Genomic DNA, 20,295 nt, shown 5'->3' with positions numbered 1-20,295 from the left:
CGCTAGAAGGGAACTAAATTCCTTTCTAGCGCTTTATTTGACTACTTAATTAAAATTGAATGGAGTTCTCTATCCTCATCAGGTGAATAAGCACCAATAGAACCAGAACCACCATGGAAATATACATTTCCTGATTCATCGACTGTCTTTAAATAGGGCATTAAATATATTACATGATCTCCAATGGATTCTTTCATTTCATCTGTGAAAGGAAAATAAAGTAGAATATTACTTGTGCTCATCTCAAGGGGGAGGGACAATGATTCCCCTATAAATTCCCCGGTAGTATCAGCTTCGTGCATAGCTTCTCTATCAAATGTATATTGGACATAGCTCTCATAATAATCCTCAGGCATACCCGGTAACCAAAACAGGATCTCTTCAATTCGTGAACCTGTTTTACCTTTTATATTTAAAAAGAAGCCTTTAAAATCTATATTATTTCCCCTACTATTTACTGCATTGAATTGACTATTTGTCTGCCAAGATGGTTTGATGATGTCACTGTTTTGCTTAATCGGATATAGTCTTAGTTCCTTATCTAAAGATAAGGAGAGGATCTCACCTTCATACGTTAGTTGTAGCTCTGACGGTATGTATAATTCTTGTAAGTCGTTATCAGGAAAGGGGTAAATAACAAATCCGTTCTTTCGTAATTCTTTATCGGCATTTAGTTCAAAGATAATCTCACCATGAACCTCTCGATGATACCAGTTACTAGGAGGAAAATTAGGTTCATCTAAAATTAACTTCCCCTTTATATTCGCTATTTTTTCACCGGTTTCACCCAGTAGCACCAAATCTTCTAATACAGGAGGTTTCTCCCAGGGGTGTGCTTTCACCCAAGTTACAGGGATATGAAAAGGTGCGATTAACTCATCTTCTTCAACCTGTATGACAATGGAACCAGCTTCTTTTTCAAGATGTACACCACTAGGTATTGATGATTGAGTATTCCACCAGATGATGGGGATCGTGATGAGGAGAAGAGGGATTATGATAACAAGATACTTTTTCATTACTATCCTACCTTTTATTTTTTATAGGTATGGCCTTTTAGGTTCTGAAATAATTTTACTATAAAATTCTGATAATTAATAGTAGTGAATTGTTATTAGGATAGAAGGTGAATCTCTGTAACCCAGATGTAACTCTCTAGTCTTAAACTATTTCTAGAAAGTGGAGGGATAGCGATGCATGCAAATTTAGACTGGTTACAGAGTAGGGTCAATATATCTCCAGAAGAAATAGCGGTTGTTGATGCTGTAACAGATGAATGTTGGACTTATAAAGAACTTCATGAACGAGCAAATAGATTAGCAAATTTCTTTTTAACAAACGGTGTGGAGAAGGGAGATCGTGTAGCAATACTAGCCCCGAACCATATCGGGTATCTGGATTTCTTTTTTGCTTGTATGCGAATTGGTGCGATATTCATCCCCTTAAATTGGCGCTTGGGTGAGGATGAATTAACCTATGTGTTACAAGACTGTGAACCGAAAATAATTGGGGTGGCTCCCTCTTTTTTAGATAGAGTCAATAAAAAAGAATTGGGTGCTGTGATTGTTACTATCGATCGGAATGATTATGATAGCTTCCTAGATTATGAACGACACCACATACTAACGGAGCTTGATGAAGCAGATCCACTTACGATGATTTATACTGGCGGAACCACAGGTCGTCCGAAGGGAGTAGTTTTGTCCCACAGGTCCATTTTGTGGAATGCATTGAATACAGTTGTAAGCTGGGATTTAGGTGCGGCTGATGTAACGTTAATTTCTACTCCGATGTTTCATACTGGCGGATTGAATGTATACACATTGCCACTTCTCTTAGCAGGTGGGAAAGTTGTTCTATCGCCTGATTTTAGCCCGGAAAAGGCTGTAAAGGATCTAATAAAGTATAAATGTACGGTTGTATTATTTGTTCCAACCATGTATCACATGATTATCCAAACAAAAGAGTTTCAAGAGGCTACCTTCCCAGATATTCGTGTTTTCGTCTCTGGTGGAGCCCCGTGCCCACACAAAATATATGATGCCTTTAGAGAAAAAGGTATTGCATTTAAAGAAGGATATGGATTAACTGAAGCAGGGCCAAATAATTTTTACATTGATCCGGCAGATACGACTCGAAAAATCGGATCCGTAGGTAAACCAATGATTTTTAATGATATTAAAATCATGAAGGAAGACGGGACTACTGCTAATGAAAATGAAGTTGGAGAACTTGTCCTCCGTGGCTATCACGCATTTGAATACTATTGGAATAAACCAAAAGAGACCGCTGAAGTCATAAAAGATGGCTGGGTTTATACAGGAGATCTTGTGAAACAAGATGAAGATGGATACGTCTATATTGTAGGACGAAAGAAAGACATGATTATTACTGGTGGAGAAAATGTGTACCCATTAGAAATCGAGCATTGGTTAGAAGCGCATGATTTAATCGATGAAGCCGCTGTCGTTGGTTTGCCAGATGAGAAATGGGGCGAGATTGTTACCGGATTTGTTTCATTAAAGGGTGAACTATCCGAAGAAGAACTAAAAGTATATTGCAATAAAAAACTTACCCGCTATAAGGTTCCAAAGAAATTTTTTATCTTGCCAGTACTACCGAAAACTCACGTTGGAAAAATAGACAAAGCAACCTTACGAAGGATATATTCCACCACAGAAGAGAGTAATAGTTTGTGAAGAGTAGAATTAATAGACCGATATTATTCAATCAATTAGTAAGTTAAGTACTTATGGCAATTAGTTGAATTCTAACAGATTGTATTTTTGGTTAGGTTAATCTAACAAATAGTAGATTAGAAATTGTGCGGTAACTTTATTAGATCTGGTAAGGCTTAATGCTACCGCTCCGGCAGAATTCTCCGCTTTCCACGGGCACGGCCTCAGCCTCCTCGAGGAAAGTTCGCCTCTGCGGGGTCTTCGGACACGTGCTATTCCCGTAGGAGTCTCCGTATTCTGCCTACGCTAGTTTAAGCTTTCTAATTTAAGGTAGCAAATGATTTTTGTGTTGGTTTTGATTGCTTTAATTTATTTCACTCAACACTAGCGTAGGAAATACACGGAGACTCCTGCGGGAGGATAGGCATAGGTGAGACCCCGCAGTGCGATAGCACGAGGAGGCTCACCAGCCGCCCGCGGAAAGCGGAGTGTATTTCCGTAGCGGGTATGTTGCTCTATCCATAATACTTAGTTGCCCACAGTTTCTATCAAATAGCAACAAACTGTGGAAAAAACCCTATGATATACAAAAAAACTCGTACAGTAAATCTCTTGTGCGAGTTTTCTATGTATGGTCATTCTGATAGAAGATGCAGTACTGTGGTTATTTAGATTGATGGGAAACAGATATCATAATTTTAGTTACAAATTCCTCTTCAGCATTTCGTACAATCGTATCGTAAATATATTCCTCAAAAACATAATCTCCTAAAACTAAGTTTAAACGATCCATTTCCAAAAAAAGTCGTTCATAGGTTTGGTGGATCGTTTTATCATCCCCAACATGATAACCAATAAGGAACTCACCCTTCACAGCTTGAAAATACGGATACCCATCCTTAGGGCTAGGTTGCTCGATATATAAATAGCTATAATTAGTAAACTCACCTTTTAATACTTGCTCTCTCTTCGTTATAACACCAATAGGATACCCAGAATCAAGATTAAACTTATACAATTGGTCAATGAAATCTGAAACGACCTCTACAAACTCCTCATTTGAAATGTTTTCTATGTTTCTGCTTAAATAAAGAGTTGCCTCTGGTAATTCCTCTATTCTAATTTGATTGAAATCAGTGCTTAAAGCCTCTTCCATTATGTCGATTTTTGCCTCAATAATTCTTTCTTTCATTTCTATTTCTTGTCGCTTTTTCGCAATCTCTTCTTTCTTTTTATACATCAACTTTAAAAAGCCTTCTGGTGACTTGTTTTGCGTGTATTGTTTAATATCTTTTAGGGACATATCAAGATCTTTGAGAACATCAATTACATTAAATAGTTCCAATTGGTGAATGGAATAAAATCGATAACCCTTATCATTTTTAACAACGGGTGATAACAGGCCGATTTGATCATAAAAAATTAGTGTCTGTTTGTTGACTTTACAAAGCTTTGCAAATTCCCCAGTACTCAAATATTTCTCTTTTTTCTCGCCCAATTTTAGATCACCGCCCTTGACTATATAGTTACTATATACATTAGGATAGTTATTTGTAAATATATAAATTTTGCCTTGAAATATACAAGTTGCTTTTCTTAAATATACCTTCTCAGGGGCATCCTAGTTTCATGTTTACAGTCGGGTTTAAGGAGAAATGAAAAATGAAAATATATAATGTTACCCTATGGTTATTACTTATGAATTTATTTATTGCCTTTTTAGGTATTGGATTAATTATTCCAGTAATGCCAACATTAATGAACGAACTGGGTATTACCGGAAAAACAGTGGGGAATCTAACCGCAGCTTTTGCAATTGCTCAATTAATATCTTCTCCATTTGCAGGGAAAGCCGTAGATAAATTTGGAAGAAAGATCATGATAGTTATTGGTTTATTCATTTTTGGCTTTTCGGAATTCTTATTTGGAATCGGTAAGGAAATCGAAGTATTATTTATTTCTAGAATCTTAGGTGGAGTCAGTGCTGCATTCATTATGCCAGCTGTCACCGCGTTTATTGTCGATATTACGACAAAGGAGACTCGTCCTAAAGCATTAGGTTTTATGTCTGCTGCTATTAGTACAGGATTTATTATTGGTCCAGGAATTGGCGGATTTTTAGCAGAGTTGGGAACGCGTGTCCCATTTTTCTTTGCCGCGGGTCTTGGTGGAGTTGCTGCTATCCTTTCCATTATATTACTAACTGAACCTAAACGAGTAGAAGAAGAAGTGGTAGAAGAATTAATAAAACGTCCAGTTGGAATAAAGCGTATTTTTGCTCCATTATATTTCATTCCACTTATATTAATATTTATTACCTCATTTGGTTTAGCGGCATTTGATTCGTTCTTTGGTTTATTTGTGGACCATAAGTTCCAATTTACACCAGGAGATATAGCAATAGTTATCACTGGTGGTGCCATTGTTGGTGCAGTTGCACAAGTGGTATTATTCGACAGGTTAACCAGAATGTTAGGAGAAGTTAAGTTAATCCAGTACAGTATACTAGTATCAGGAATACTTGTCTTTATGATGACAGTTGTTCAATCCTATTTATCCATATTATTAGTCACATTTGTTGTTTTTGTTGGATTTGATTTGTTCCGACCGGCTGTAACATCATTTCTATCCAATATCGCTGGAAACGAACAAGGATTTATTGGGGGAATGAACTCCATGTTTACTAGTTTAGGTAATATCTTTGGTCCAATAGTAGGTGGAGTATTATTTGATATCGATATTGATTACCCGTATTACTTTGCTACCATTGTATTAGCTCTAGGAATAGTATTGTCATTATTTTGGAAACAACCTGCACCTTTGAAAGGTAGAAAAGCTACTCAGGTATAGATAAAAAAAATTTGAATAGTATGAGTCTCAAAAATATGCCACCTTCTTACCAATATAATCGATTATAAAGGTAAAAAGGTGGCAATCTTTATTCTTCTAATAGCTCCACAGATACCTTGCTTTTTCCACCGGAACTTGAAATAAACCGGTGTAATTGAATATATAACAAACCATGATTATATGTTGCCTTAATTCTATCCGACCGAACGGGGAATGGAAGAGATATCGTGCGCTCAAATACCCCTTGCAAGATTTCCTCTTTTACCACAGTACCACGACTTTGACCAATGTCAATTGCACCACGTAGTTCCAATGTTGCATAATCTACATAAATATCAATCTTTTCTAAATCCGTTAAACCTGGTATATTTGCAATACACAAAATTTCATTATCCGTTTGATAGAGATTAATTTGGGGAATGGTTGGCTTAAGGATGCCTTCAAATTGATCCCAAAACTGTTCACCAAAGAAGTGGTCCATATTTCGCTTCCAATCGGACATTTGTTGAAATGGATCCATTTTAACACCTCAATTTTATAAGTATCATAGTCATACTATATGCGAATTCTATTAATGGGTGTATGCCCTATAAAGGAGGTTTATTGATGTTAGAAAATGCACTCGTCATGGTTGTTATTATTCTTCTTGTCAATGTTGTTTACGTGTCGATGTTTACGATTCGTATGATATTAACGCTTAAGGGCCGAAGATATGTTGCAGCCTTTGTAAGTATGTTTGAGATAGTCGTGTATATCTTTGGTTTAGGGCTTGTACTAGACAACTTGAATGAAATACAAAACGTGATTGCCTATGCACTTGGTTATGGAATAGGGGTTGTCGTTGGCTCCATGATTGAGGAAAAGCTAGCACTTGGTTACATAACAGTTAATGTGATATCTGGGAATCCTGACTTGAGTTTTACACGTCAATTGCGTGATAAGGGTTATGGGGTAACCAGTTGGTCAGCTTATGGAATGGATGGAGACAGGCTTGCGATTCAAATTCTGACACCGAGAAAATATGAGTTGAAATTATATGAAGATATAAAAACAATAGACCCTAAGGCCTTTATCATTTCATATGAACCAAAACAAATTCATGGAGGATTCTGGGTGAAACAAGTGAAAAAAGGACGCTTATTTCATCCGAAGAAAAAAATTGATGGTAGTACTAATGAAAAAGTGGAGCAAAACATCAATTCTGGTTCAAAAACAGAATAAACCATTGTTAAATGTCCGTTTTCTTATATTAACATGCATAAAACCGAACGATTAATTTGAAGTTATATAAAATGTTCGATTTTTATTGACCACTTAATTATTCTTTGTTATGCTAAAACCAACAAATGAATACGGACCCTCATATATTTCTTGGGATATGGCCTTGAAGTCTCTACCCGGCACCGTAAATGCTGGACTATGAGGGAAGATGAATCATTGATTAAATCATGATTTTTTTGGTGACCAATTTATTAGGTCTATTCATCTTCTCTCAGAGGAATGAGAGAGGGAGAATAGACCTTTTTTGAGGTAATTTTTAATTGAGAATTTACTGGATATGAGGGGAGTTAAGGTAATGGCTTTAGTTGGTGTAATTATGGGGAGTATCTCTGATTGGGATACAATGCGACATACATGCAAGGTGCTAGATGAATTAAACATCACCTATGAGAAAGATGTAATCTCAGCACACCGAACACCAGATGAGATGTTCTCCTATGCAAAGACAGCAAGGGAACAAGGCTTAAAAGTAATCATTGCTGGGGCAGGGGGAGCAGCACATTTGCCTGGCATGGTTGCTTCGCAAACAACACTTCCTGTTATAGGTGTACCTGTTGAGAGTAAAACTTTAAATGGATTAGATTCACTCCTTTCTATAGTGCAAATGCCTGGTGGAGTACCAACTGCAACCGTTGCAATTGGGAAAGCTGGGGCAACAAATGCAGGAATACTTGCGGCGCAAATTATTGGAGTACATGACGATACAGTTGCTCAAAAACTAGAAAACTATCGATTGGAAATGAAAGCGAGAGTTGGAGAAATGAGGGAAGAACTTGCAAAACAATAATATAGTTCTACCAACACAAACATTAGGCATTATCGGCGGTGGACAGCTAGGGCGAATGATGGCAATAGCTGCAAAGTACATGGGATATCATGTTCATGTTCTAGATCCAACACCCAATTGTCCGACAGCACAGGTAGCAGATGGGCAGATTATAGCAGCCTATGATGACTTGAATGCTATTCAAGAATTATCCAGAGTTTCAGATGTTATCACATATGAATTTGAGAATGTTGATTTAGAAGCTGCTAGTTACATCGAGAATCTCGGAAAGCTTCCACAAGGTGCCTATGCATTAGAAATTACGCAGAATCGAGAAAAGGAGAAACAGCTTATGAAAGAGCTAGATTTACCAGTTCCCGATTTTGCCATTGTTCATAATGGTAAAGAATGTGAAGAAGTACTGAAAGAAGTAACCTTTCCCGTTGTCATAAAGACATGTCGTGGTGGCTATGACGGTAAAGGACAACTTAAATTAGAATCAGAATTAGATATTCAAGAAGCTATACAATTTGTGGAAAAAAACAAGCACTGCATTATCGAGTCTTGGTTGACCTTTGATAAAGAAATATCGGTGCTATTTACTCGAACTCAAACTGGCGATATTGAATTTTTCCCGGTTGCAGAAAATGAACATAAAGATCATATTTTATCTCGCACAACAGTTCCTGCAAGAGTATCACTAGAAGTTCAAGAAAAGGCTTATAAGGCAGCTAGATTACTGGCAGATAAGATGAATATTGTTGGAACGTTCGCCATTGAAATGTTTGTCACTGGTGAAGGAATCTATATAAACGAAATGGCACCTCGTCCTCATAACTCAGGTCATTACACAATTGAGGCATGTAATATTTCACAATTTGCTCAACATATTAGGGCAATTTGTGGTCTTCCATTAATTCCAGTTGAACTATTGCAACCAGCAGCCATGATCAATATTCTAGGCGAAGACGTAACATCCACTTTACAAGCAATGAAACAAGTAAATAAAGGCTATGTCCACTTATATGGAAAAGATGAAGTAAAAACCAAGCGAAAAATGGGGCATATTACATTTATTGGAGAGAATCTGCAGGAGCAGATAGAGAAGTTTGAGGAGGCAAAACAGTGATTGAACGCTATACACGAGAAGAAATGGGAAGTATTTGGACGGAAGAAAGTAAATTTAAAGCATGGCTTGAGGTGGAGCTTCTTGCTTGTGAGGCATGGAGTGAACTCGGTGTTATCCCAAAAGAGGATAGTAAAGAACTAAGGAAGAAAGCAACGTTTGATATTAATCGAATTTATGAAATTGAAGAAGAAACGAGACATGATGTGGTAGCTTTCACTCGTGCCGTTTCCGAAACCCTTGGTGAGGAACGTAAATGGGTTCATTACGGATTAACATCAACAGATGTCGTGGATACTGCTCTTTCTTATCTGATCAAACAGGCTAACAACATTATTCGAAAAGATTTACATACCTTCATTGAAATATTGAAAAATAAAGCAATGGAACATAAACATACCGTGATGATGGGGAGGACCCATGGTGTTCATGCAGAACCAACAACATTTGGACTAAAACTTGCATTATGGTATGAGGAAATGAAGCGAAACTTAGAACGGTTTGAATTAGCTGCTAAAACAATCGAATTCGGAAAGCTTTCTGGTGCAGTGGGTACGTATGCCAATATTGATCCATTTGTAGAACAATTTGTTTGTGAACGACTTGGCCTGACACCTGCACCTGTGTCAACACAAACGTTACAGCGTGATCGCCATGCAGCATATGTATCTACGTTAGCATTAATCGCATCATCCATTGAGAAATTTGCAACAGAAATTCGCGGCTTACAAAAAACAGAAACCCGTGAAGTGGAAGAGTATTTTGCTAAAGGTCAAAAAGGTTCATCTGCTATGCCGCATAAACGGAATCCAATTGGTTCGGAAAATATGACTGGGATGGCAAGAGTAATCCGCGGCTATATGGTGACAGCTTATGAGAATGTATCACTCTGGCATGAACGTGATATCTCCCATTCCTCAGCAGAGCGAGTGATATTGCCGGATGCAACTATTGCGATTAATTACATGTTGAATCGTTTTGGGAATATCATAAAGAATTTAACTGTATTCCCAGAGAACATGAAGCGAAATATTGATAAAACACATGGTGTTATTTTTTCGCAACGTGTACTTCTAGCGTTAGTTGATAAAGGGATGAGTCGTGAAGAAGCATATGATCTCGTGCAGCCTAGGGCAATGGAAGCATGGGAGACAGAAACACACTTTAGTGAACTAGTGAAAAGAGAAGAACGAATCACTACATTATTATCAGTGGAAGAAATTGAAGATTGCTTTGATTATACCTACCATTTAAAAAATGTTGATGTGATATTTGAACGCATCGGCTTAAACTGAGGTGATTATCGTGAAGGCAGAGCTATTGTATGAGGGAAAGGCGAAGAAGGTTTATCGTTCATCAACAGATTCAGAGAAGTTAGTTTTATCTTATAAAAATGACGCAACCGCTTTTAACGGAAAGAAAAAAGAAAGTTTCCCAGGTAAAGGAAGATTAAATAATGAAATCTCTTCCCTGATATTCCCTTATTTACATGAGCGTGGAATTCGTAGTCATTTTATTAAAAGGCTAAGTGAAACAGAACAACTGGTTCTTGAAACTAAAATTATCCCCTTAGAGGTTGTTGTTCGAAACATAGCTACAGGTAGTATCACAAAGCGCCTAGGGTTTAAAGAAAAGACACCCTTTAACCCAGCACTTATTGAACTATTTTATAAAAATGATGAATTAGATGACCCGTTAATTAATGATGATCATGCTCTCCTTTTAACCGATATTTCCTTAAAGGAATTACGTGAAGTAAAAGTGATGGCACTAGAAATTAACACTGTTTTACGTGAATTCTTTTATACTAGCAATCTTTTATTAGTAGATTTTAAACTTGAATTTGGTCGATTGCCGAATGGCAGGATTGTTTTATCTGATGAGATTTCTCCTGATACTTGCCGTTTATGGGACTCGGAGACAAATGCCAAGATGGATAAGGATGTATTTCGCCAGGGTACTGGTGACTTAGTAACAGTTTATGAACAACTATTAAACCGACTGGAGGCAAGGGTATGAGAAAAGTGACCGTTTTTATTACATTAAAACAGGGTGTACTTGATCCTCAAGGAAAGCAAATCCAAGAATCATTGAATGTTCTTGGGTTTAACGAGGTTCAACAGGCTAGGGTTGGAAAATACATGGAACTACAAGTAGAAGATGGTCCAAATCTTGAGGAACGAGTACGAGAAATGTGTGATAAGTTGCTTGCTAATCCAGTAATCGAGGATTATCACTTCGATGTGGAGGAGGTTGTTCACTCGTGAGATTTGCTGTAATTGTTTTTCCAGGTTCCAATTGTGATCGTGACATGTATCACGCAGCCAAAGAAGTACTTGGGGAAGAAGCAGATTTAGTATGGTATCAAAATAGCAATCTAGAAAACTATGATGGGATCTTGTTACCTGGTGGATTTTCCTATGGGGACTACCTACGTTCGGGTGCAATTGCTGCTACGTCTGATGTGATGGAACAAGTGAAGGTACATGCGCGGGAAGGGAAACCTGTTCTTGGAGTATGCAATGGCTTTCAAATATTAACAGAATCCGGATTGCTTCCAGGTGCATTAATGCGGAATAAAAAGCTATCCTTCATGTGCCATCAAGAAGAATTAATCGTTGAAAATAATGAAACGATGTTTACGACTGGCTATAAAAAAGGGGAAGTTGTGCGTTATCCAATTGCTCATGGAGAAGGAAATTACTATTGTGACCAAGAAACCTTGAAAGAATTGAAGGCGAATAATCAAATCGTGTTTACGTATCAGAATAACCCAAATGGATCAGTAGAAAATATTGCTGGAATTATAAATAAAGAAGGAAATGTATTAGGGATGATGCCACATCCAGAGCGTGCTGTAGAGAAGGTTCTTGGAAGTGATGATGGGCTAATACTATTCCAATCAATCGTGAAAAATTGGAGGGAGTCCTATTATGTTACAAACGCATGAGATTAGCCCAGAACAAATCGAAACAGATAAGCTTTATCAAGGGATGGGGCTAAGTGATTCAGAATTTGAAATGGTGAAAGAAATCTTAGGACGCCTCCCAAATTTTACAGAGACAGGTATTTTCTCGGTTATGTGGTCGGAGCATTGTAGCTATAAGACATCAAAACCGTTACTAAAGAAATTCCCCACAAAAGCACCCCATGTACTTCAGGGTCCTGGTGAAGGGGCTGGTATTATTGATATCGGTGATAACCAAGCGGTCGTATTTAAAATAGAAAGTCATAACCATCCATCTGCGGTAGAACCTTATCAAGGTGCTGCAACAGGTGTTGGCGGAATTATTCGTGATGTGTTTTCTATGGGGGCTCGTCCAATTGCTTTAATGAACTCGCTTCGTTTCGGTAATTTAACAACAGATCGTGTGAAATATTTATTTTCAGAAGTAGTAAATGGAATTGCAGGGTATGGGAATTGTGTTGGAATCCCAACCGTTGGTGGTGAGGTACAGTTCGATGATTCCTATGAAGATAATCCATTAGTCAATGCGATGTGTATTGGCCTTATTCATCATGATGATATTCAAAAGGGTGTAGCAGCTGGGATTGGGAATACCGTTATTTATGCTGGTGCACCAACTGGTCGTGATGGTATTCATGGTGCAACCTTTGCATCTGACGATTTGGCTGAAGATGCAGCCAAGGACCGTCCAGCCGTTCAGGTTGGTGATCCATTCATGGAAAAGTTACTAATTGAGGCTTGTTTAGAAGTTATTCATTCTGATGCGCTTGTTGGTATGCAAGATATGGGAGCGGCAGGCTTAACTTCTTCTGCCAGTGAAATGGCGAGTAAAGCTGGAACAGGTATGCATATGAATCTAGATCTAGTTCCACAACGTGAACAGAATATGACTGCCTATGAGCTAATGCTTTCTGAATCTCAAGAACGTATGCTTTTAGTAGTAAAAAAGGGTAGAGAACAAGAAATTATTGATGTATTTGAACGGTACGGCCTTTCAGCAGTGGCTGTTGGGCATGTCATAGAGGAAAAAGTATTCCGTATCTCACAACATGGCGAAGTGAAGGCAGAGATTCCAGTTGATGCTCTTGCAGAGGAAGCACCGGTCTATCATTTACCATCACAAGTGGCGAAGTATTACCAGGAGTTTCAGAAGATTGGGAATAAAGGACTAACGGTAGCTAATTATGGCGTAGTACTCAAGCAATTATTACAACAACCAACTATCGCTAGTAAAGAATGGGTCTATGACCAATATGATTCCATGGTCCAAACAAATACGGTATTAGGACCTGGGTCAGATGCTGCTGTAGTACGAATAAAAGGTACGAATAAGGCTCTTGCTATTACAACAGATTGTAATTCTCGTTATATTTATTTAGATCCAGAAACTGGTGGAAAGATTGCGGTAGCAGAGGCAGCAAGAAATATTATTTGTTCTGGTGCAAGGCCACTTGGATTAACGGATGGCTTGAACTTTGGAAATCCAACTAATCCTGAAGTTTTCTGGCAGATGGAGAAAAGTGTGGAAGGTATGAGTGCTGCATGCCAGGCGTTGGGTACTCCGGTGATTAGTGGGAATGTGTCGTTATATAACCAATCAAAAGGTAAAGCTATTTTCCCAACGCCGATTGTCGGAATGGTTGGTTTACATGAGTCATTAGACCATATTACTACGAGCTTCTTCCAAGAGGTTGGAGACTTAATTTATCTGATTGGAGAGACTAAAGCAGAATTTGGTGGAAGTGAACTTCAGAATCTATTAGAAGGAAGTTACCAAGGTAAAGCGCCATCAATTGATTTAGAGGTGGAGAAAAAGCGACAGAAGCAATTACTTCATGCTATTCAACAAGGGTTAGTTACTTCAGCTCATGATTTAGCGGAAGGTGGATTAGGTGTTGCATTAGCAGAAAGTTTATTTGCTGATTCCTCCTTGGGTGCCGATGTATTGTTGGCGGGGGATGCAACAGTTGCTTTATATAGTGAAACACAATCACGTTTCCTAGTCAGTGTAAAAGCAAAACATCAGGAAGCTTTTGAACAAGTTATGGAAGATGCATTTGCAATTGGTGTCGTGACAGCAGACGGTAAATTAACCATTCGAAACCAAGAAACTATCATTTTGTCAGAAGAAGTTGAGGAGTTAGTGAACCTTTGGAAAGGGGCAATCCCATGCTTGCTGAAATAAGAGGCTTGAATGAAGAGTGTGGTGTCTTTGGAATTTGGGGTCATGAGAAAGCAGCAGAGCTGACATATTATGGCCTACATGCCCTACAACATCGTGGTCAAGAAGGTGCTGGTGTCGTAACATCTGATGGTCATGAACTAAAGCTGCATAAAGGGCAGGGACTTGTAAATGATGTTTTTAAACGGTTTGATTTTCAGAAGCTCAGTGGGCATGCGGCAATAGGGCATGTCCGATATGCTACACAAGGTGAGAGAACAATCGACAATGTGCAACCATTATTATTTCGCTCTCAAACAGGTGGTATGGCGTTAGCTCATAACGGTAATATCATGAATGCTTATGAATTACGTGGTGAACTCGAAGCGGCTGGTAGTATATTGCAGACGTCCTCAGATACCGAAGTCCTCGCACATTTATTAAAAAGAAATGGAAAAATGGATGTGATTTCAGGCTTAAAGGATGCTCTAAGTAAATTAATAGGTGCATATGCTTTTGTGTTGTTAATGGAAAATAGCATGCACATCGCACTTGACCCGAGGGGATTAAGACCGCTGTCAATTGGTAGACTAGGAGAATCGTATGTTGTAGCTTCCGAGACTTCAGCCTTTGATATTATCGGAGCTAAATTCGAACGGGAAGTTCTACCTGGTGAGCTAATTACCATTACAGATTCTGGAATAGAATCTACTCGTTTTGCTATGCAGGAAAAACGTGCATTATGTGCAATGGAGTATGTGTATTTTTCCCGTCCTGATAGTAACTTGAACCATGTAAATGTTCACGCATCAAGAAAGCGAATGGGAATAGAACTTGCTAAAGAAGCACCGGTAGAAGCGGATGTGGTAACAGGTGTTCCGGATTCAAGTATATCTGCTGCAATTGGTTATGCGGAACAAAGTGGAATTCCCTATGAGATAGGGTTAATTAAGAATCGCTATATTGGAAGAACGTTTATTCAACCGTCCCAAGAACTTCGTGAACAAGGAGTAAAGATGAAGTTATCACCTGTACGTGGGATTGTAGAAGGAAAACGAGTAATCATGATCGACGATTCTATTGTTCGTGGGACAACATGTAGGAGAATCGTTCGTATGTTAAAAGAAGCAGGTGCCAAGGAGGTACATGTAAGAATTGCCTCACCAGCCATCACTAATCCGTGTTATTACGGAATCGACATGTCTACCAAAGAAGAATTGATTGCTGCAAATTATTCATTAGATGAGATTTGTGAACTGATTGGTGCGGATAGCTTGGCATATTTATCAAGCGAAGGATTAGAAACAGCCATTGTTTCAGATGACACGATTGATCAAGGTGTTTGTATGGCATGTATGACAGGAATTTATCCCGTTACAGAACAAGGGCAATTAGAAGTTACCTATACAAAATGCTAAGGAGTGTGCAAAGTGTCGAATATATATAAGGCGGCAGGGGTCGATGTAGAGGCTGGCTATGAAGCGGTTGAACGAATGAAAAAGCATATTGCCAAAACAACTAGACCAGAAGTACTCGGTGGAATAGGTGCATTTGCTGGATTATTTGAATTAACATCTCTTTCATATCAAGAGCCGGTACTAGTGTCTGGTACAGATGGAGTAGGAACCAAACTTAAGCTAGCGTTTGAGATGGATAAACATGATTCGGTAGGGATCGACTTAGTTGCCATGTGTGTTAATGATATCGTTGCCCAAGGAGCACAACCCCTATTTTTCCTTGATTATATTGCTTGCGGAAAAAATGACCCAGCACGTATTGAACAAATTGTTTCGGGAGTTGCTGAAGGATGCACTCAAGCTAATGCAGCATTAATTGGCGGAGAAACAGCAGAAATGCCTGGTATGTATGAGGAAAATGAATACGATTTAGCTGGTTTCATAGTTGGAATTGCAGAGAAATCGAAGTTAGTAACTGGTGAATCTATTCAAGCTGGCGATATCGTAGTTGGGCTGCCATCAAGTGGCATTCATTCGAATGGTTATTCTTTGGTACGGAAGCTTGTTGCTGGACTCGAATTTGAAGAAGTTTATCCTGGGTTATCAAAGTCTCTTGGTGAGCGTTTACTAGAGCCAACCCGTATTTATTCGAGACCTATAAATCAATTAATGGATAAGGTTTCTGTTAAAGGAATCTCACATATAACCGGTGGCGGATTCTATGAAAATATTCCAAGAATGTTACCAGAAGAACTAGGTGTAGAGATTTCGGTAGGTAGCTGGAATATCCCAGAGATTTTCCCGTTTTTACAAACGAGGGGCGACCTCTCTCTTGATGATATGTTTGGTATTTTCAATATGGGAATCGGTATGGCAATTGTCGTTTCAGAAGAAGACGTTGTTTCGACTATATCCTCCTTATCGGAAGTAGGAGAAGATGCGGTTGTTATTGGGAAAGTTGTAACAGAAAAAGGAGTACATTTTCGGTATGAATAAAGTAAAAGCAGCCGTATTTGCCTCCGGAACTGGTAGCAATTTTGAAGCGATGATGAACTGTAAAGAACTAGCTTGTGAGATTGTTTTACTAGTTTGTGATAACCCTGGTGCTAGCGTAATAGAGAAGGCAACAGATTTTGGTGTACAAACGTTTGTTTTAAACCCAAAAGCGTTTAAAGACAAACATGTATATGAAACAGAAGTCCTTCAAGTTGTTAGGGAATCAGAGGTTGAATGGATATTTCTAGCAGGATTTATGCGCTTAGTCGGCCCTACACTGTTAAATGCTTATCAAGGAAAAATATTGAATATCCATCCTTCACTACTTCCAGCATTTCCTGGAAAGGATGCAATAGGCCAGGCGTATAGAGCGGGCGTTGAGGTTACTGGAGTAACGGTACACTATATTGATGAAGGGATGGACACAGGCCCAATCATTGCTCAGAAGCAGGTTGAGGTTTTACCAGAAGACACGGAAGAAACGTTAAAATACCGTATTCAAAAAGTCGAACATGAGTTGTATCCAGAGGTTATTAATCAGGTGGTTAGGATGAAGAGACTTTGGCCGGTGGAGTAATGATTTGTTGTAGGGTTGAGAGGCATGAGAGGGGCATGAGCCTGGTGGGGAGGAGTATGCACCTGATAATGTAAACCATGTACCCAAGAATGAGAACCTTGTACCTAACTGAGTGGAGCATGTGCCCGAGAATGAGAACTATGCTCCCGATTGTTTGGAGTATGAGCCTGATAATGTAAACCATGAACCCAAGAATGAGAATCTTGTGCCTAACTGAGTGGATCATGTGCCCGAGAATGAGAACTATGCTCCCGATGATTTGGAGTATGAGCCTGATAATGTAAACCATGCACCCAAGAATGAGAATCTTGTACCCAACTCTGCGGAGCATGGTCACAATGAATTAGAGTATGAGCCCGGCAAATCATACCATGCACCCAAAACAAGAGACCTTCAAACCAAATCCAAGTTAATTAAACCTACTAAACAATTAACCCAACCAACCATAGAAAAGCGAAACCAAGGAGTGAAAATATGAAAAAGCGTGCATTAATTAGTGTTTCTGATAAACAAAACATCGTAGAATTTGCTAGTGGCTTAGTAGATCTAGGCTTTGAGATTATCTCAACAGGTGGAACGTTAAGCGTGCTTCAAGATGCTGGTGTACCAGCAATTCCTGTGGATCAAGTTACGGGATTCCCTGAAATTTTAGATGGTCGTGTGAAAACACTACATCCCATGGTACATGGTGGCTTGTTAGCAAAACGTTCAAATCCGGACCACCTTAAGCAATTAGAAGAAAACCAAATTAATCCAATTGATATGGTTGTGGTGAACCTTTACCCATTCAAACAAACGCTTGAACGAAATGGGGTATCTAAGGAAGACATTATTGAAAACATAGATATTGGTGGTCCAACTATGCTGCGTTCTGCTGCGAAGAATTTTGTGGATGTTATGGTTGTAGTTGACCCTAAAGATTACAATTCGATTCTTGAGGGATTAAGAAATAATTCTATAAATCTAGAATTACATCAAAGACTTGCTGCAAAGGTATTTCGCCATACCGCCAATTATGATGCCATGATTGCAAACTATTTTCTTACCCAAACAGGAGAAAAATTTCCAGAAACCTATACGGCTACATATGAAAAAGTTCAATCTCTACGATATGGGGAAAACCCTCATCAAGAGGCTGCATTTTACAAAAATCCAATTCAAAATGGGTTGAGTCTTGCTACGGCGAAACAATTACATGGTAAAGAGCTTTCTTACAATAATATTCAAGATGCAAATGCTGCAATTGAGATATTAGCAGAGTATGACGAGCCAACAGCGGTTGCGGTGAAGCATATGAATCCTTGTGGTATTGGTATGGGTGAGTCAATTGCAGATGCATTCCGTGTAGCCTTTGAAGCGGATCCGGTTTCAATCTTTGGTGGGATTATTGCCTTGAATCGTGTAATTGATTCACAAACTGCTGAACAACTTAGTGAAATCTTTCTTGAAATCATTATTGCACCTAGTTTCTCGGAAAAAGCATTTGAGATCCTTTCAAGAAAGAAAAATATTCGCCTATTACGAATGGAGATGTCAAAGAAAGATTCGACAACTCATAAGTTAACAACGATTGATGGCGGTGTTCTTATACAGAGTAGGGACAATGGCGTTATAGAGGATAGTAATCTTGAAGTGGCCACAGAAAGGACCCCTTCCAAAGAAGAGATTGAAAATCTATTATTTGCATGGAAGGCAGTCAAACATGTGAAATCTAATGCAATCGTTTTAGCCAAGGATAAGCAAACAATCGGTGTTGGTGCAGGACAAATGAATCGTGTTGGTGCAGCTAGAATAGCAATAGAGCAAGCTGGTGAAAAAGCGATTGGATCTGTTATGGCATCCGATGCATTTTTCCCAATGCCAGATACTGTGGAAGAGGCAATCAAGGCCGGGGTAACAGCCATCATACAACCTGGTGGTTCGAAACGAGATCAGGATTCAATTGATGTATGTAATCAACATGGGATTGCGATGGTGTTCTCAGGAATGCGCCATTTCAAACATTGATAAGGGGGCCAATGATGAACGTACTGGTAGTTGGACGCGGTGGTCGTGAACATAGTATTATAATGAAACTTTCAGAGAGTACAACGGTTGGTGAGTTATATGTAGCACCTGGAAATGTAGGGATGGAAAGTCTAGCGACTGTGGTACCTATCGAGGAAACAGATAGTAATAGTCTAATAGAGTTTGCAAAGTCAAATCAAATTGAACTTACTATTATAGGACCAGAAAATCCTCTTATGGAAGGAATTGCAAATGATTTTATAGCGGAAGGACTTCGAGTATTTGCACCTAGTAAGGAAGCGGCATTAATCGAAGGGAGTAAAAGCTTTGCCAAAGAATTTATGGAAAAGTATCAGATTTCGACAGCAGGCTATGAATCGTTTTCGGATCCGGTTATGGCGAAACATTATGTGGACAAAAAAGGTGTACCAATTGTAATCAAAGCGGATGGACTGGCTGCTGGAAAAGGTGTTGTGGTTGCTGAAACGAAGGAAATGGCATATGAAGCGATTGATGATATGTTAGTTTCTAAATCTTTCTCAGAAGCAGGCGCGACTGTTGTGGTAGAGGATTTCCTAGTCGGTAAAGAGTTCTCCTTAATGGCTTTTGTAAATGGTGAGAAGGTCTATCCGATGATTCCGGCAAGAGATCATAAGCGAGCATTTGACTATGATGAGGGACCGAATACGGGTGGAATGGGTGCTTATGCACCTGTTCCAGATATTGCCGCAGAAACAGTAGATTTTGCTACTAGTGAAATATTGCAAAAAGCTGCGAGTGGTATGGTTGCAGAAAATCGTTCATTCACAGGTATTTTATATGCAGGTTTAATCATGACCGAGGAAGGGCCAAAGGTAATTGAATTTAATGCTAGATTTGGGGACCCCGAAACCCAAGTAGTATTACCACTATTAAAAAATGATCTATTACAAGTAATGTTAGATGTGCTTGATGGCGAAGATCCTAAGTTAGAATGGGAAGATGATTTCTGTATCGGTGTAGTAATGGCATCGGTTGGCTATCCCGCGGACTACCAAAAAGGGGTAGTATTACCCAACATAACTGGTGATTCATTTGTAATTTATGCAGGTGTTAAAAATACGGAAATTGGCTATGTCTCTGATGGTGGCCGTGTACTTTTGGTTGGGGCAAAGGGTAGTTCTTTAGAGGCAACTGGCAGAGTAGTGTATGAAAGTCTCCCGCCAAATGAAATGCTAGACGGGTTTTTCTACAGAACTGATATTGGTAAAATTAAGGAAGGCGCTCTTGGGTAAGAGCGTTTTTTTTACTTTGTATATCTGATCCTATTCCTCAATCCAACCTTTCTTTGATATCGAAATGAAGTATAGAGGACTCTCATTTTTCTTTTCAATCAAAAACTGAGTTCGAAATGAAGTATAGAAGACGCTCATTTTTCTTTTCAACCAC

The 20,295-nt window shown here is 38.9% G+C and carries 19 protein-coding genes and 1 riboswitch; of the genes, 16 read left to right on the top strand and 3 right to left on the bottom strand.

The features are described from left to right. Positions 1-41 precede the first annotated feature (41 nt). Entirely contained in the window at positions 42-1,019 is a 978-nt protein-coding gene (locus BN999_RS11825) for a hypothetical protein (RefSeq protein WP_096271618.1), read from the bottom strand. Between the two features lie 174 nt (positions 1,020-1,193). Between BN999_RS11825 and BN999_RS11820 the strand changes: the two genes are divergently transcribed. Next, complete coding sequence (locus tag BN999_RS11820) at positions 1,194-2,699, top strand: class I adenylate-forming enzyme family protein (RefSeq protein ID WP_096271616.1); 1,506 nt, start codon at positions 1,194-1,196, stop codon at positions 2,697-2,699. A 643-nt stretch (positions 2,700-3,342) separates the two neighbouring features. Here BN999_RS11820 and BN999_RS11815 read toward each other — a convergent pair. Further along, positions 3,343-4,176, bottom strand: a complete 834-nt coding sequence (locus BN999_RS11815; protein ID WP_096271614.1) for a MerR family transcriptional regulator — start codon at positions 4,174-4,176, stop codon at positions 3,343-3,345. Positions 4,177-4,340: 164 nt separating this feature from the next. On the opposite strand from BN999_RS11815, the gene norA reads away from it, so the two are divergent. After that, on the top strand, positions 4,341-5,528 hold the full coding sequence (norA, locus tag BN999_RS11810; RefSeq protein WP_096271612.1) for a multidrug efflux MFS transporter NorA: 1,188 nt from the start codon (positions 4,341-4,343) through the stop codon (positions 5,526-5,528). Between the two features lie 88 nt (positions 5,529-5,616). On the opposite strand, the gene BN999_RS11805 is transcribed toward norA, so the two are convergent. After that, entirely contained in the window at positions 5,617-6,048 is a 432-nt protein-coding gene (locus BN999_RS11805; RefSeq protein WP_096271610.1) for an Hsp20/alpha crystallin family protein, read from the bottom strand. Positions 6,049-6,134: 86 nt separating this feature from the next. Between BN999_RS11805 and BN999_RS11800 the strand changes: the two genes are divergently transcribed. The 14 genes from BN999_RS11800 to purD all read left to right on the top strand — a co-directional run bounded on the left by BN999_RS11800 (position 6,135) and on the right by purD (position 20,141). Beyond that, positions 6,135-6,749, top strand: a complete 615-nt coding sequence (locus tag BN999_RS11800) for a DUF2179 domain-containing protein (RefSeq protein WP_096271608.1) — start codon at positions 6,135-6,137, stop codon at positions 6,747-6,749. Between the two features lie 119 nt (positions 6,750-6,868). Beyond that, a riboswitch (purine riboswitch) is annotated at positions 6,869-6,968 on the top strand. A gap of 136 nt (positions 6,969-7,104) precedes the next feature. Further along, entirely contained in the window at positions 7,105-7,596 is a 492-nt protein-coding gene (purE, locus tag BN999_RS11795) for a 5-(carboxyamino)imidazole ribonucleotide mutase (RefSeq protein WP_096271606.1), read from the top strand. Further along, positions 7,583-8,704 carry a 5-(carboxyamino)imidazole ribonucleotide synthase gene (purK, locus tag BN999_RS11790; RefSeq protein WP_096271604.1) on the top strand — a complete coding sequence of 374 codons (1,122 nt, stop codon included), beginning with the start codon at positions 7,583-7,585 and terminating at the stop codon, positions 8,702-8,704. Before purE ends, purK begins: the two co-directional genes overlap by 14 nt. Continuing rightward, complete coding sequence (purB, locus tag BN999_RS11785) at positions 8,701-9,996, top strand: adenylosuccinate lyase (protein ID WP_096271602.1); 1,296 nt, start codon at positions 8,701-8,703, stop codon at positions 9,994-9,996. The genes purK and purB overlap by 4 nt, the downstream gene beginning before the upstream one ends. 10 nt (positions 9,997-10,006) lie before the next feature. Further along, on the top strand, positions 10,007-10,720 hold the full coding sequence (purC, locus tag BN999_RS11780; RefSeq protein ID WP_096271600.1) for a phosphoribosylaminoimidazolesuccinocarboxamide synthase: 714 nt from the start codon (positions 10,007-10,009) through the stop codon (positions 10,718-10,720). Beyond that, positions 10,717-10,968, top strand: a complete 252-nt coding sequence (purS, locus tag BN999_RS11775; RefSeq protein WP_096271599.1) for a phosphoribosylformylglycinamidine synthase subunit PurS — start codon at positions 10,717-10,719, stop codon at positions 10,966-10,968. The genes purC and purS overlap by 4 nt, the downstream gene beginning before the upstream one ends. After that, complete coding sequence (gene purQ, locus BN999_RS11770; protein WP_096271597.1) at positions 10,965-11,651, top strand: phosphoribosylformylglycinamidine synthase subunit PurQ; 687 nt, start codon at positions 10,965-10,967, stop codon at positions 11,649-11,651. Before purS ends, purQ begins: the two co-directional genes overlap by 4 nt. Beyond that, positions 11,635-13,854, top strand: coding sequence for a phosphoribosylformylglycinamidine synthase subunit PurL (gene purL / locus BN999_RS11765; protein ID WP_096271595.1), 2,220 nt, complete (start codon positions 11,635-11,637; stop codon positions 13,852-13,854). Before purQ ends, purL begins: the two co-directional genes overlap by 17 nt. Further along, positions 13,839-15,248, top strand: coding sequence for an amidophosphoribosyltransferase (gene purF / locus BN999_RS11760; protein WP_096271593.1), 1,410 nt, complete (start codon positions 13,839-13,841; stop codon positions 15,246-15,248). Before purL ends, purF begins: the two co-directional genes overlap by 16 nt. Before the next feature lie 12 nt (positions 15,249-15,260). Continuing rightward, positions 15,261-16,283, top strand: a complete 1,023-nt coding sequence (gene purM / locus BN999_RS11755; protein WP_096271591.1) for a phosphoribosylformylglycinamidine cyclo-ligase — start codon at positions 15,261-15,263, stop codon at positions 16,281-16,283. Next, complete coding sequence (purN, locus tag BN999_RS11750; RefSeq protein ID WP_096271589.1) at positions 16,276-16,860, top strand: phosphoribosylglycinamide formyltransferase; 585 nt, start codon at positions 16,276-16,278, stop codon at positions 16,858-16,860. The genes purM and purN overlap by 8 nt, the downstream gene beginning before the upstream one ends. 217 nt (positions 16,861-17,077) lie before the next feature. Further along, positions 17,078-17,338 carry a hypothetical protein gene (locus tag BN999_RS11745; protein WP_141249058.1) on the top strand — a complete coding sequence of 87 codons (261 nt, stop codon included), beginning with the start codon at positions 17,078-17,080 and terminating at the stop codon, positions 17,336-17,338. Next, positions 17,335-18,867 carry a bifunctional phosphoribosylaminoimidazolecarboxamide formyltransferase/IMP cyclohydrolase gene (gene purH / locus BN999_RS11740; RefSeq protein ID WP_096271585.1) on the top strand — a complete coding sequence of 511 codons (1,533 nt, stop codon included), beginning with the start codon at positions 17,335-17,337 and terminating at the stop codon, positions 18,865-18,867. The genes BN999_RS11745 and purH overlap by 4 nt, the downstream gene beginning before the upstream one ends. Positions 18,868-18,881: 14 nt before the next feature. After that, positions 18,882-20,141, top strand: coding sequence for a phosphoribosylamine--glycine ligase (gene purD, locus BN999_RS11735; protein WP_096271583.1), 1,260 nt, complete (start codon positions 18,882-18,884; stop codon positions 20,139-20,141). Positions 20,142-20,295: the final 154 nt, after the last annotated feature.

Origin of the sequence: Paucisalibacillus globulus (genome assembly GCF_900184735.1) — a bacterium.
In the GTDB taxonomy this organism is placed as follows: domain Bacteria; phylum Bacillota; class Bacilli; order Bacillales; family Amphibacillaceae; genus Ornithinibacillus; species Ornithinibacillus globulus_B.
Note: the sequence above shows the minus strand (reverse complement) of the source record. Positions and strands in the feature narration are given on the sequence as shown.